This is a genomic window from Clostridium estertheticum (assembly GCF_026650985.1).
Taxonomy (GTDB): domain Bacteria; phylum Bacillota; class Clostridia; order Clostridiales; family Clostridiaceae; genus Clostridium_AD; species Clostridium_AD estertheticum_C.
Map to the genome: position 1 here is coordinate 766,461 of NZ_CP086239.1, position 14,417 is coordinate 780,877.

At 32.6% G+C, this 14,417-nt stretch carries 13 protein-coding genes; all 13 read left to right on the forward strand.

Annotated elements, in window-relative coordinates; all coding sequences use genetic code 11:
• Positions 1–35: 35 nt before the first annotated feature.
• The 13 genes from LL038_RS03925 to pyrH all read left to right on the forward strand — a co-directional run bounded on the left by LL038_RS03925 (position 36) and on the right by pyrH (position 14,410).
• Positions 36–809 carry a LamB/YcsF family protein gene (locus LL038_RS03925; RefSeq protein WP_216119953.1) on the forward strand — a complete coding sequence of 258 codons (774 nt, stop codon included), beginning with the start codon at positions 36–38 and terminating at the stop codon, positions 807–809.
• Positions 810–824: 15 nt separating this feature from the next.
• Complete coding sequence (locus LL038_RS03930; RefSeq protein ID WP_216119952.1) at positions 825–2,042, forward strand: NRAMP family divalent metal transporter; 1,218 nt, start codon at positions 825–827, stop codon at positions 2,040–2,042.
• A 16-nt stretch (positions 2,043–2,058) separates the two neighbouring features.
• Positions 2,059–2,793, forward strand: a complete 735-nt coding sequence (gene pxpB / locus LL038_RS03935) for a 5-oxoprolinase subunit PxpB (protein WP_216119951.1) — start codon at positions 2,059–2,061, stop codon at positions 2,791–2,793.
• A 4-nt stretch (positions 2,794–2,797) separates the two neighbouring features.
• A complete protein-coding gene (locus LL038_RS03940; RefSeq protein WP_216119950.1) occupies positions 2,798–3,832 on the forward strand; it encodes a biotin-dependent carboxyltransferase family protein in 1,035 nt (344 codons plus the stop codon).
• 34 nt (positions 3,833–3,866) lie between these two features.
• Complete coding sequence (locus LL038_RS03945; RefSeq protein ID WP_216119949.1) at positions 3,867–5,387, forward strand: oxaloacetate decarboxylase subunit alpha; 1,521 nt, start codon at positions 3,867–3,869, stop codon at positions 5,385–5,387.
• 33 nt (positions 5,388–5,420) lie between these two features.
• The gene (locus LL038_RS03950) at positions 5,421–5,561 is read left to right on the forward strand and encodes a hypothetical protein (RefSeq protein WP_216119948.1); all 141 of its coding nucleotides are present in this window, start codon (positions 5,421–5,423) and stop codon (positions 5,559–5,561) included.
• A gap of 242 nt (positions 5,562–5,803) precedes the next feature.
• Complete coding sequence (locus LL038_RS03955; RefSeq protein WP_216119947.1) at positions 5,804–7,327, forward strand: YifB family Mg chelatase-like AAA ATPase; 1,524 nt, start codon at positions 5,804–5,806, stop codon at positions 7,325–7,327.
• Between the two features lie 51 nt (positions 7,328–7,378).
• Positions 7,379–8,461, forward strand: a complete 1,083-nt coding sequence (gene dprA / locus LL038_RS03960) for a DNA-processing protein DprA (RefSeq protein ID WP_216119946.1) — start codon at positions 7,379–7,381, stop codon at positions 8,459–8,461.
• 47 nt (positions 8,462–8,508) lie between these two features.
• Positions 8,509–10,626 carry a type I DNA topoisomerase gene (topA, locus tag LL038_RS03965; protein ID WP_216119945.1) on the forward strand — a complete coding sequence of 706 codons (2,118 nt, stop codon included), beginning with the start codon at positions 8,509–8,511 and terminating at the stop codon, positions 10,624–10,626.
• 214 nt (positions 10,627–10,840) lie between these two features.
• Complete coding sequence (gene codY, locus LL038_RS03970; protein ID WP_216120067.1) at positions 10,841–11,617, forward strand: GTP-sensing pleiotropic transcriptional regulator CodY; 777 nt, start codon at positions 10,841–10,843, stop codon at positions 11,615–11,617.
• Positions 11,618–11,886: 269 nt separating this feature from the next.
• Positions 11,887–12,591 carry a 30S ribosomal protein S2 gene (rpsB, locus tag LL038_RS03975; protein ID WP_171296921.1) on the forward strand — a complete coding sequence of 235 codons (705 nt, stop codon included), beginning with the start codon at positions 11,887–11,889 and terminating at the stop codon, positions 12,589–12,591.
• Positions 12,592–12,698: 107 nt separating this feature from the next.
• Positions 12,699–13,619: a translation elongation factor Ts gene (gene tsf, locus LL038_RS03980; protein WP_216119944.1), complete on the forward strand. Its 921-nt coding sequence runs from the start codon at positions 12,699–12,701 to the stop codon at positions 13,617–13,619.
• Positions 13,620–13,690: 71 nt separating this feature from the next.
• On the forward strand, positions 13,691–14,410 hold the full coding sequence (gene pyrH / locus LL038_RS03985) for a UMP kinase (RefSeq protein WP_216104609.1): 720 nt from the start codon (positions 13,691–13,693) through the stop codon (positions 14,408–14,410).
• The last annotated feature ends 7 nt before the right edge of the window (positions 14,411–14,417 follow it).

The window sequence follows — 14,417 nt, forward strand, 5'->3', positions numbered from 1 at the left end:
GTTATAAGGAAACTACACAAAGGAGAATAAACAATATGAGTAAAATAATTGATTTAAATAGTGATGTAGGAGAAAGTTTTGGAGCTTACAAAATTGGACTTGATAAAGAGGTGCTTAAATATGTATCATCAGCTAATATTGCTTGTGGATGGCATGCAGGTGACCCTATTGTTATGAGGGATACTGTTGGGGCAGCTTTTAAAAATAGTGTAGGTATTGGCGCACATCCTGGATTTTTTGATGTTATGGGTTTTGGGAGAAGGAATATGACAGTATCTCCGGACGAGATAAAGCAGTACACAATATATCAGCTTGGAGCTTTATATGGTTTCGTAAAATCAGCAGGTGCGAAAATGCAGCATGTAAAACCTCATGGAGCAATGTACAATATGGCAGCTAAGGATAGTAAATTAGCTCAGGCTATTATAGAAGGTATATGGGAAGTGGATAGAGATTTGATAGTTCTTGGGTCTTCCGGAAGCGAAATGATAAAGGCAGCAAAAGAAAAAGGGTTAAAGGCTGCAAACGAAATTTTTGCAGACCGGGCATATAATTCTGATGGAACCCTTGTTGCAAGAAGCCTTCCCGGTGCAATGATTCTAGACACGAATATAGCTATTTCGAGGGTGATTAGAATGGTAACAGAGGGAAAAGTGACAGCAATAAGTGGTGAAGATGTGGACATAAAGGCAGATTCCATATGCGTTCATGGAGATAATCCAGAGGCAACACAGTTTGTGAAGCTTATAAGGGAAGAACTATTCAAAGCTAAAGTTGAGATAAAACCACTTAGTCAATTTATTACATAGGAGGAAAATTTATTTATGAGTAATAATTTAAACACAAAAGATAAAAAGAAAAGTAATGTTGGGGTACTGATTGGAGCAGCATTCATTATGGCTACATCCGCTATAGGGCCAGGATTTCTGACTCAAACTGCGGTATTTACAGAATCGCTTAAAGCTAACCTGGGGTTTGTCATACTTCTTGTTATTATTATAGATCTTATAGCACAGCTAAATATATGGCAGATTATTGGTGTATCAGGACTTAGGGCTCAGGACATTGCAAACAAGATGGTACCCGGTCTTGGTATTTTTCTAGCAGTGCTTATAACTATTGGGGGATTTGCATTTTGTATAGGAAATATTTCAGGTGCGGCTCTTGGTCTTAATGTATTATTCGGGCTGAACACTAAAATAGGTGCTATTATTAGCTGTGGTATAGGTATTATACTGTTTAGTTCTAAAGAAGCTGGAAAAGCAATGGACATTTTTGCAAAGGTACTCGGTGTTGGTACATTGTTACTTGTAGCATATGTGGCATTTAGAACTCATCCTCCAGTTGGAGAGATGATTTTACGGACATTTGTACCAACCAAGGTTACATTCTTGCCATTGCTAACTCTTGTCGGTGGAACAGTAGGTGGATATATATGTTTTTCAGGAGGGCACAGACTAATAGACGCTGGCATTACAGGAGAGGAACATGTGAAAGAAATAACCAAAAGTTCAGTACTTGCTATATCGTTAGCATCACTTATGAGGATACTTCTTTTCGCTGCGATTCTTGGGGTTGTTGTAAACATTGGTAAGCCACTTGGTACTGTAAATCCAGCAGCTGAAGCATTTAGACTTGGAGCGGGTAATCTGGGTTATAAGTTGTTTGGAGTTATACTCTTTTCAGCTGGTTTAACTGCAATGGTTGGGTCATCTTATACAACTTTATCATTTTTAAAAACACTCGCACCGGTTTTTGAAAAACATACGTCAAAATGTATAATAGGCTTTATTACTATATGTACATTGGTGTTCCTAATGATAGGTAAGCCTGTAAAGTTACTTGTGCTAGCAGGTTCATTAAATGGTTTGATTCTTCCAATTTCCCTTGGAATAATACTTATCGCATCAACTAGAAAAAATATTGTAGGAGATCATTATAAGCATTCAAAGTTGCTCATGTATTTGGGTTATATTGTTGTAATATTAGCAGTTGTTGCGGGTTATATGTCATTGGGTGGAATAGCTGAATTATTTAAATAAGGGGTGAAAATACAATATGTATGAAGAGGTTAAGTATTTAATCGCCGGAGATAGGGCTTTAGTTGTGGAATTTGGAGATAAAATTGAAGAACAGGTAAACTCAAAAATAAGAAGCCTTACAATAGCAATGGAGAGGGCAGGCATTGTAGGAATAAACGAGATTATTCCTACATACAGGTCACTTATGGTGATTTATGACCCTATGATAATGGAATTAGATAATCTTATAGGTATGATAAAATCAATTATATCAAAGATGCACGAATTGAAACTTCCAGATGCTAAAGTTATAGAAGTGCCAACACTTTATGGTGGAGAGTATGGTCCCGATATTGACTTTGTGGCAAAGCACAATAAAATATCAGTAGATGAAGTGATAAAAATTCACACAAGTGTGGAGTATTTAATTTATATGATTGGGTTTACACCTGGATTTCCATACCTTGGAGGAATGAGTGATAAAATAGAGGCCCCTAGGCTTCAAAATCCAAGAACTAAAATACCTGCCCAAAGTGTAGGAATTGCAGGTAAACAGACGGGTATATATCCTATAGAAAGCCCTGGAGGGTGGCAATTAATTGGCAGAACTCCTGTTAAATTGTATGATCCCTTTCGAGAGGACCCTGTATTATTAAATGCGGGCGATTATATAAAATTTGTACAGATAGATGAAAATGAATACAAAAATATTGAAGCTTTAGAGAGAGACGGAAAATATAAAGTAATTATAAGAGAGAAGTTAAGAAGGTGAGTATATGACAATAATGAAAATATTAAAGCCAGGTATGTATACTACAATTCAGGATATTGGTAGGTATAATTATCAAAAATCCGGTATGTCGGTTTCCGGTGCTATGGATCAATTCTCACTAAGAGTGGCTAATATTCTTGTTGGGAATAAGGATAGCGAGGCATGTTTAGAAGCTACTCTTTTCGGCCTTAAAATAAAATTTAAGGGTGATGCCTTGATTGCAGTTACAGGTGCCAATCTTATGCCAAGGATAAATAACAAGGCTATAGATATGTGGTCTGGAATTAAGGTGTTAGATGGTGATGAACTTTCTTTTGAAACCGCTCAAAGTGGGTGCAGGAGTTATATAGCAATCGAGCATGGCATTGACGTGCCAGAGGTTATGGGTAGCAAGGCTACGTATGTGAAGGGCAAAGTAGGAGGATTTCAGGGAAGAATGCTGAAGGCTGGCGACGAGATTAAGATTGGAGCTTCAGCAGAAAATGAGTTTACTAGTATCAAAAAGCTTCCAATTGAGTTAATACCATTGTACTACAAGGATAATACTGTAAGAGTGGTACTTGGTCCTCAGGATGATTATTTTACGGTAGATGGTATAAATACATTTTTTGATTGTGAGTATAAAGTAACAAGTGAAGCTGATAGAATGGGATACCGATTATCTGGTCCTAAAGTTTCACATATTACTTCGGCAGATATTATATCTGATGGAATAACCATGGGGTCTGTGCAGATTCCAGGAGATGGGGCTCCAATAATTATGATGGCTGATAGGCAAACTACTGGTGGATATACGAAAATTGCCACAATAATAACTCCTGATATAAACATAGTTGGACAGTTAAAACCTGGTGACAGTATCAGGTTTAAATTAATAAGTATTGAGGAAGCTCATATAATATATAGAAAATATATGAAAGACTTTGATTTCATAAGAGAAAGTATGACAAAAGTGGGATGCGACGCAATAACTAGTGAAAAGTTTAAAGTAAGGGTAAATAATAAAGAGTATGAAGTAATCGTACAGGAAATTAAGTAATTAAGAAAAACGAACTCTTAGGAGGGATAAAATAGTGAATCCAATTAGAATAACTGAGACAGTAATTAGAGATGGCCAGCAATCCTTAATTGCTACGAGATTAAAAACAGAAGAGATATTACCAATTCTAGAAAAAATGGATAAGGTCGGGTATTATTCAATGGAGGTATGGGGAGGAGCAACTTTCGATTCATGTCTCCGTTTTCTTAATGAAGACCCTTGGGAAAGACTAAGAGAAATCCGTAAGATAGTTAAAAATACTAAGCTCCAAATGATCCTTCGGGGTCAAAATCTTCTAGGGTATAAACATTATGCAGATGATGTAGTTGAGGCATTTATTAAGAAGTCTATAGAAAATGGTATAGATATAATAAGAGTATTTGATGCATTAAATGATACAAGAAATATGGAAACTTCAATTAGAGTTATTAAAGAAGGCGGAGCACACTGTCAATGTGCTATATGTTATACAACTAGCCCAGTACATACTTTAGATTATTATGTTGAATTATCAATAAAACTTGAGAAATTAGGGGCACATTCAATTTGTATTAATGATATGGCTGGTATACTAACGCCATATTCGGCTTTCGAATTAGTGAAGAAATTAAAATTGGCTGTAAAAATACCATTATGTTTGCATGCTCATTGTACTAGCGGAATAGCTTCTATGACATATTTAAAGGCTGTTGAAGCAGGAGTAGATATTATTGACACTGCAATTTCTCCCTTTTCAGAGGGCGCATCACAACCACCTACAGAGTCGATGGTCCTTACTTTAAAAGAGAGTCCACGCGATCCTAAATTAGATATTAATTTATTAGGTGAAATAGCAGACTATTTTAGACCTATAAAAGAGAAATACAGAGAAAATGGAATACTAAATACAAAAGTTATGAATGTAGAGCCTAGAATTATTACATATCAGGTTCCTGGAGGCATGTTATCGAACCTTTTATTAGAGCTTAAGGAGCAGGGGGTTGAATCTAGATATAAAGAAGTCCTTACAGAGATACCTAGAGTGAGAAAAGATTTAGGATATCCACCTTTAATTACGCCTCTTATTCAAATGGTAGGGACTCAAGCAATATTTAATATACTATCTGGCGTCCGATATAAAATAATTCCAAAAGAATTAAAAGATTATGTTAAAGGACTTTATGGAAGTCCATCAACACCTATAAAAGATGAAATAAAGACAAAAATCATAGGGAACATGAAAATTATAACTCAAAGACCAGCAGACTTATTAGAGCCGGAGATGGACAAATATAAAAATGAAATTGGAGATTTGGCCACTACTTATGAAGATGTGATATCATATGCTTTATTTCCAAGAAGTTCAAAAAAATTCTTTGAGGACAGGTTAAGTGATAATATAAACAGTGGTACTTGTGATACTTATAAGGAAATAATAACAAATTGTAAAATACAAGAAATAAATGCAATAGATGAAGAAGAGAGAATAGTAGTAGCACTTGTAGCATCGGCTATGGCAGCGCGCGATAACCCGAATTCGGAGTTTAGAATATCAAAAATCAAAAGAATAAAATGATGAGTATAATTTAGCTAGGAAGGTGTTAATAATATGAAAAAATATATGATAACGCTAAATGATAAAATTTATGAAGTAGAAATAGAAGAAGTAATAGAGCCAATTGTGGAAGAGAAGACAACCATAACACAAAATAGCAATATTATTTCTATAGATGATTTAGGTGCCGTTTAGAACCATATACTTTGTGCAAAAAAACTGGTAAAACAAAAAACACTGCACCCAGGGGGACCTGGACTGCTCACTGTCAAGTAGACAGGGGAAATAATAAAATTGACTTAAACGGCTAAAGCCCTAAATTTAATTGGGCTTTAGCCGTTTAATTTTTTTTAATTTCATGTAAGGTTATTTTGTTGATAATTATGTCAATAATTATGTAATATGAACTAGGAAATAAAAAAGGTAAGGGTGATAATATGGCAATACAAATTATGTCAGCAGCATTTACAGGAATTAAAGGCGTTATAGTTACCGTTGAAATTGATATAACTAGGGGACTGCCCGCCTTAAATATCGTCGGACTTGCAGATATATCTGTTAAAGAATCAAAAGAACGAGTACGTTCTGCAATACTGAATTCAGGATTTGATTTCCCGGTAAATAGAATAACTATAAATCTAGCACCAGCTGATTTAAAAAAAGAAGGATCGTTATTTGATTTACCAATAGCGATAGGCATTCTTCTTGCAACTAAACAAATAAATGTTAATGATATTAATGATTATCTTTTTATTGGAGAATTATCATTATCAGGTAAATTAAAAAAAGTACGTGGAGCCTTACCTGTAGTTATGGAAGGAATTGAAAATAAGATTGAAAAATTTATAGTTCCGACATACAATGCAAGAGAATGTAGCCTTGTTAAATCTGCAAAGATATTTCCTTTGGATGATTTAAAACAAGTAGTAGACTTTTTAAATTATAAAGATTTAATGCCTTATGAGAGAGGTAAAGATATAGAAATATTAATTAATGAAGAGTTAGATTATGAGGATGTTATGGGACAAGAAAGTTCAAAACGTGCTATTGAAGTAGCAGCTGCTGGGGGACATAATCTAATTATGTATGGGCCGCCGGGCTCTGGTAAATCAATGATGGCAAAAAGAATTCCTAGCATATTACCGTCTTTAAGTCAAGAGGAGTCACTCGAGGTTACAAAAATCTATAGTGTTTCCGGAAAGCTTGGCAATAATGAAGGGATCGTTTTGCAACGACCATTTAGAAGTCCTCATCATACTATATCACGTATTGCTTTAGTTGGTGGTGGAAATAAAATAATACCTGGAGAAATTTCTTTAGCTCACACGGGGGTATTATTTCTAGATGAAATATTAGAATTTAAAAAAAATGTCTTAGAAGTGTTAAGGCAACCTTTAGAGGAGAGAAAAATCACTATTTCAAGAGTTAATGGAACTATAGAATATCCATCTAATTTTATGTTTGTAAGTGCATTAAATCCATGCCCTTGCGGATACTATGGATCTTACGTGCGGCAATGTAGTTGTAGTGAATATGAAAGAAGAAGGTATTTGAGTAAGCTTAGTGGGCCACTACTAGATAGAATTGATATATTTACGGCAGTTAATTTTTTGCCTTATAATAAAATAATTAGTAGAAAAAGCAGTGAAAAATCTAGTGTTATTAAAAAAAGAGTTATCGAGGCAAGAAATATTCAAGAGAAACGTTTTAGTACGGAAGAAATTCACTGCAACGCAGAGATGAACCAAAAGTTAATTAAAAAGTATTGCCATATAGATAAAAAAGCAAGTAAAATTCTTGAATTAATGTACAATAAATTTACTTTAAGTACAAGGGCTTATTCAAGAATCATTAAAGTATCTAGAACTATAGCAGATCTAGATGGAAGTGAAAATATCTTAGATAAACATATTATTGAGGCAGTGCAATATAGAAAATTTATTGATGAACAAATAGTTTGATTATTAATATAAGTTGTTATAAAAAATATATACAGGAGGTATAGCAAAAGGATGAATGACTACGATATATGGTTCTCATTAGTTAAATTATCCCCAAAAATAAAACTGAAATTGATAAATGATTTCCATAATACTCAGCAAATATGGTATTATGGTGTACGTAATAAAAAAACAGAATATTTTAATAATACTTTAATTAATGTCCTGACAAATGCTTGGAGTGATAAAGAAATTGATAATGTACGAAGAAATTTAGAAACTAATGAAATAAAATCCATACAGTACTACGAGGCTGAGTATCCTCAAAAATTAAAAAGTTATGATGATGCACCATATACATTGTTTTACAAAGGCAACATAATGCCATTAAATGAAGGGTATAACATTTCTGTAGTGGGATCTAGAAAGTATTCAAATTACGGAAAGGATGTTACTAAAATTATATGTTCAGATTTATGCGCAAGTAAAGTTAATATTATCAGTGGCATGGCTAAGGGCATTGACACGTTTGCTCACGAGAGTTGTCTTACGAATGAGGGATACACTTGTGCAGTTTTAGGATCAGGACTTGATGTAATATATCCTAAAGAAAATTCTAAAATATTTAATGAAATAGTTCAAAAGGGTGCTGTTATTTCGGAATTCTTACCAGGAACGCCACCATATGCTTATAATTTTCCTCAAAGGAATAGAATTATAAGTGCTCTTGGTGATATTATTATTGTAATAGAGGCTGGCGAGAAAAGTGGTTCTTTAATTACTGCAAATTTAGCACTTGAGCAAGGTAAGGATGTCATGGCTGTGCCTGGATCTATATTTTCATTCGAAAGTAAAGGAACAAATAAGTTAATTAAAGATGGAGCATTCCCACTTACATCTAGTAATGATATATTTGAAATACTTGGAATAGATATTAAAACTAAAAAAAATGCCACTGTAAGGTCTTTAAATAGTAAGCTTAGTGAAAAAATATATAGCATTATAAGCGATAGTCCATTACATATTAATGACATTATTAGAATAACTAGCATTGACATAAAACAATTATATGAGGTATTATTTGAAATGCAGATTAAAAATGAAGTATTATGTCTATCAGGAAACTATTATGTAAGAGTAAATGACAAAATATAAGTAAATATAAGTTAATTATATTAGAATACATTGATGGAGGGGATAAGATGGGACAAAAACTTGTTATAGTTGAGTCACCTGCAAAAGCTAAAACCATAAAGAAATATTTAGGTAGTAGTTATGTAGTAGAAGCGTCCATGGGACATGTTAGAGATTTACCTAAAAGCCAATTGGGTGTTGATATCGACAACAATTATGAACCTAAATATATAACTATCCGTGGTAAAGGTGAACTTTTATCTAAACTAAGAAAAGCAGCTAAAAAAAGCGATAAAATTTATTTGGCAACAGATCCTGATAGAGAAGGTGAAGCTATTGCGTGGCATTTAGCAAAAGCATTAAAGATAGATGAAAAAGATAAATGCAGGATAGAATTTAATGAGATAACAAAAACGGCGGTTAAAAACGCTATAAAATCTCCAAGAGTAATAAATGCAACACTTGTGGATGCTCAACAAGCAAGGCGTATACTTGATAGACTAGTTGGATATGAGATTAGTCCTATACTTTGGAGAAAAGTTAAATGGGGATTAAGTGCAGGAAGGGTTCAATCAGTTACCCTTAAAATAATTTGTGATAGGCAAAAAGAAATAGAAAAATTTATAACTAAAGAATATTGGACTATAGAATGTGAATTATATAAAGAAGGGGATCCTCAGAAATTAAGTGTTAAGTTAAATTCAAAGTGTGGAGAAAAGTTTGAAATAAATTCTAAGGAAGAAAGTGAAAAGGTTATTAATAACCTTAGTGAAAAAGAATTTGTTGTAAGTAAAATAAAAAAATCATCTAAAATTAAGAATCCACTACCACCATTCATAACGAGTACACTTCAGCAAGATGGTTATAGGAAACTTAACTTTGCAACAAAACGAACTATGTCTATTGCTCAACAACTATATGAAGGTATGGAAATAGAGGGACATGGAACAGTAGGGTTAATTACATATATGAGGACCGATTCCACAAGAATTGCAGAGGAAGCTCAACAAAGTGCAAAAGACTTTATTTGCAGCAAATATGGTGAAAAATACTATCCAAGCACACCAAGAATATTTAAAAGTAAAAAAAATATACAAGATGGTCATGAAGCTATTAGACCATCTAATATTGAAATAACACCAGAAGTTGCTAAGAAAACACTTAAAGCTCCACAATACAAATTATATACATTGATTTGGAATAGATTCGTAGCAAGTCAAATGGAAACATGTTTACTTGATACTGTATCTATAGATATACAAAATGGAGATTATAGTCTTAAAGCATCTGGGTCTAAAGTAGCTTTTGATGGATTTAGAAAAATTTATGGTGAAGATTTAGAAGATGAAGAAAATAATCTAAAGTTTCCAGAACTTAATAAAGAAGATATTTTACACAGTGAAAAAACTGAAGGAAAACAGCATTTCACTTTGCCACCTGCAAAATTTTCTGAGGCATCTCTTGTAAAAACATTGGAAGAAAATGGTATAGGTAGACCTAGTACTTATGCACCAATTATTTCTACTCTTCTTAATAGAAAATATGTGGAAAAAGATAATAAAGCGTTAGAAGTAACGGAAATTGGGAATATTGTAAATAATATTTTAAGTGAATACTTCAAACAGATAGTGGATATAGAATTTACGGCACAAATGGAAAATAATTTAGATTATGTAGAGGAAGGGAAAGAAAAGTGGCAAAACATAGTTAATAATTTTTTTACACCGCTTAAAGAAGATATTGAAATTGCAGAGAAAGAGATAGCAAAAATTACAATTGAAGATGAAGTTACAGAAGTAGAATGTGATAAATGTGGAAAGTTCATGGTAATAAAACACGGAAGATTTGGTGATTTTTTAGCGTGTCCTGGTTATCCAGAGTGTAAAAATACAAAAGCAATTACTAAGGAACTAGATGTTCCCTGTCCCAAATGTGGTGGAACAATTTTAGAAAGAAGAAGTAAAAAAGGAACTAAATTTTTCGGCTGTAGTAATTATCCTAAATGTGATTTTGTAAGTTGGCATGAACCAACTGATATAAAATGTTCAGAGTGTGGAACATATATGGTTAAACGATATAGTAAAACTAAAAGTGATTATATGGAATGTTCAAATGCAGAATGTAAACATAAGGAATATAAAGAGGAAGAAAATAATGAGGAAAATAGCGAAGATAAGAAAAATTAGGATAACAAGTTAAAGAACAAAAGATATTGGATAAAAAGAATGTCGAAATATATATTAATACTGTTGATATAGCATGAATGTTGTGATAGTATTATAAACGAAACGATTCTAAAAATTTAAAATATTTTGAATTGTACTTATTCTAAAGTAAATTGACTTTGTGAATTTGTTTAAATAATATAGGTTGTATTTTATAACAAAAACGAGGAGGAATATTGTGTCATTATTAGATAAAACGAGAATGTTGAATAAAATATTGCAAAAATCCGGAACAGAACCAGTAGTTTTTGATGATATATGTAATTTATTAAGCGATGTATTGCAATGTAATGTATATATTATTAGTAGAAGAGGAAAAATATTAGGTTATGATTTATCAAGTGGGTTTGAATGTGAAGTTGTAAAGGACGAAATCATAAAAAATATGAGGTTTCCAGAGGATTACAATAACAGCTTGCTTAATATTAATGAAACGAAAGCTAATCTCACAAATGAAAAAATTTGCGTATTCCAAGATGATAAGGAATGTGGAGTAGAGAACAAAATGACTACTATAGTACCAATAAACGGTAATAGGGAAAGATTAGGTACTCTTTTACTTTCGAGATTTGATCAGATGTTTACAGAAGATGATTTAGTTTTAGTTGAATATAGTGCTACAATAGTTGGTCTTGAAATTTTAAGGGCTAAAAATGATCTGATAGAAGAAGAAGCAAGAAAAAAAGCAGTAGTGCAACTTGCTATTGGAACGTTATCTTATTCAGAGCTTGAAGCAGTACAACATATATTTAATGAATTAGATGGCAGTGAAGGATTACTCGTAGCGTCTAGAATAGCAGACAAAGTTGGAATAACTAGATCTGTTATAGTTAATGCATTAAGAAAATTTGAAAGTGCAGGAGTAATAGAATCAAGATCACTTGGAATGAAAGGTACACATATTAAAATATTAAATGAGAAATTAATGGATGAACTAAAAAAAATAAAATAGTCTAAGGCAGAACAGTTTTGTTCTGCCTTAAAAAAATCAAATTAATAAAGTATAAATATGTATGAAATGAGAATATTAATAAGTAAAGTATTCTTTTAATTCAATAAAAGATTTAATTATATTAAAGATTTTTATTGAATACATTATTACCTTATGTTATACTACAAAAGTGAGAAAATACACACATTGCTTAATTATTGAAGGGTGCCAATATTTGGTCTTTAATAAGATGATGGTAATGGAGGTAAAAACCAGGGAGGTTATTATTAATGGCAGTTATATCAATGAAACAATTATTAGAAGCAGGTGTACATTTTGGACATCAAACAAGAAGATGGAATCCTAAAATGGCTCCGTACATATTTACAGAAAGAAACGGAATATATATCATCGATTTACAAAAAACAGTTAGAAAAATAGATGAAGCATATGATTTCATTAAATCAGTATCTGAAGAAGGTAAGGATGTTCTATTTGTAGGTACAAAAAAACAAGCTCAAGAAGCTATTAAATTTGAATCTGTAAGAGCAGGAATGCATTTTGTAAACAATAGATGGTTAGGTGGAATGTTAACTAACTTTAAAACAATCAAAACAAGAATAGCAAGATTAGAAACATTATACAAAATGGAAGAAGATGGAACATTTGAAGTTCTTCCTAAAAAAGAAGTTAGTCATCTTCTAAATGAAAGAGAAAAACTAGAAAAAAATCTAGGTGGAATTAGAAGCATGGATGCAAATAAAATTGGAGCTCTATTTGTTGTAGACCCAAGAAAAGAAAAAAATGCTATTTCTGAAGCTAAAATTCTTGGAATCCCTGTAGTTGCAATAGTCGATACAAACTGTGATCCAGATGAAGTTGATTATGTAATTCCAGGTAATGATGATGCTATAAGAGCAGTTAAATTAATAACTGAAAGATTAGCTGATGCTATTATAGAAGGAAGACAAGGCGAACAATTAACTGAAGAATAGTAATTGTATTTATCTAATAAAATAATTATGGTATAACAGTGAGGGGTAGGTGGAAGTTAATTCTTTCATTTACCTTTTAAACTAGATAGGAATAGGAGGAATTAATAATGGTTACTGCAAGCATGGTTAAAGAGTTAAGAGAAAAAACTGGAGCAGGAATGATGGATTGTAAAAGAGCTCTAAGTGAAACAGATGGTGATGTGGAAAAAGCGATTGAACTTTTAAGAGAAAAAGGGTTGGCAGCAGCTGCAAAGAAATCTGGAAGAATAGCCGCAGAAGGAATAGTATGTACATATATTTCAGAAGATATGAAAGTTGGAGCAGTAGTCGAAGTTAACTGTGAAACAGACTTTGTTGCCATTAATAATGAGTTTGTTACTTTAGCAAATAATACAGCGAAACAAGCAGCACAAACTAATTCGACGACTATTGAGGAATTCACTTCTGAAAAATGTATGTCTGATGAAACAATTACTATTAATGATGCAGTTACAGCTTTAATAGCAAAATTAGGCGAAAATATGTCTGTAAGAAGATTTCAAAAATTTTCTATTGAAAATGGTGTTGTTCAAAGCTATGTTCATGGTGGTGGAAGAATAGGCGTCTTAGTGGAACTCTCATGCGAAAAGCAAGATGATGTGTTAATTACGATTGCTAAAGATGTTGCAATGCAAATTGCGGCTGCTAGTCCTTTATTTTTAGATAATACATGTGTTGATAAAGATACTTTAGAAAAAGAAAAAGAAATATATAGAGTTCAAGCAATAAACGAAGGAAAACCAGAAAAAATTGTAGAGAAAATGGTTATGGGTAGAGTTAATAAATACTTCAAAGAAGTTTGTTTACTTGAACAAGTATGGGTTAAGAACGCTGACTATACTATTACTAAATACCTTAAAGAAGAATCAAAAAAACTTGGTGCTGAGATAAAGGTAACAAGATTTGAAAGATTTGAAAGAGGAGAAGGTATAGAAAAGAAAGAAGAAAATTTTGCAGAAGAAGTACAAAGACAAGTGCAAGGTAAATAGAAATTAAAGGGAACACAAAGTGTTCTCTTTTTTAAAATAAGGAATACTTTAAATCAGGAGGTACAATGTTTATGGAGGTTGCTAAATACAAAAGAATTATGTTGAAAATTTCAGGAGAAGCTTTAGCTGGTGATACAGGATTTGGAATAGATTTTGAATTCACGAATGTTATAGCACTTCAAATAAAGGAACTAGTTAAGTTAGGTGTTGAAATAGGAATAGTTGTTGGGGCTGGGAACATATGGCGTGGTAGAAGCGGAGATGGTATGGACAGGACTACTGCAGATTATATGGGGATGATGGCAACTTGTATTAATGCATTAGCACTTCAAGATTCTTTGGAAAATATAGGCGTAAATACTAGAGTACAAACTGCCATTGAGATGAAGGCAGTAGCAGAACCATTTATAAGAAGAAAAGCTATGAGGCATTTGGAAAAAGGAAGAGTTGTTATATTTGCAGCTGGGACAGGTAATCCATATTTTTCAACAGATACAGCAGCAGCACTTAGGGCAGCAGAAATAGAGGCTGAAGTAATACTCCTTGCTAAAAAGGTTGATGGAGTATACGATAAAGATCCACACATATATGATGATGCAAAAAAATTCGATAAACTTAGTTATATTAATGTGCTTGAAAAAGGACTTCAAGTTATGGATTCTACGGCTACATCATTATGTATGGACAACAATATACCTATATTAGTTTTTGGACTTGATAAACCAGAAAACATAAAAAAAGCAGTCTTAGGTGAAAAAATTGGGACTTTAGTATCTGATTCTGCTAAATAACCAATAC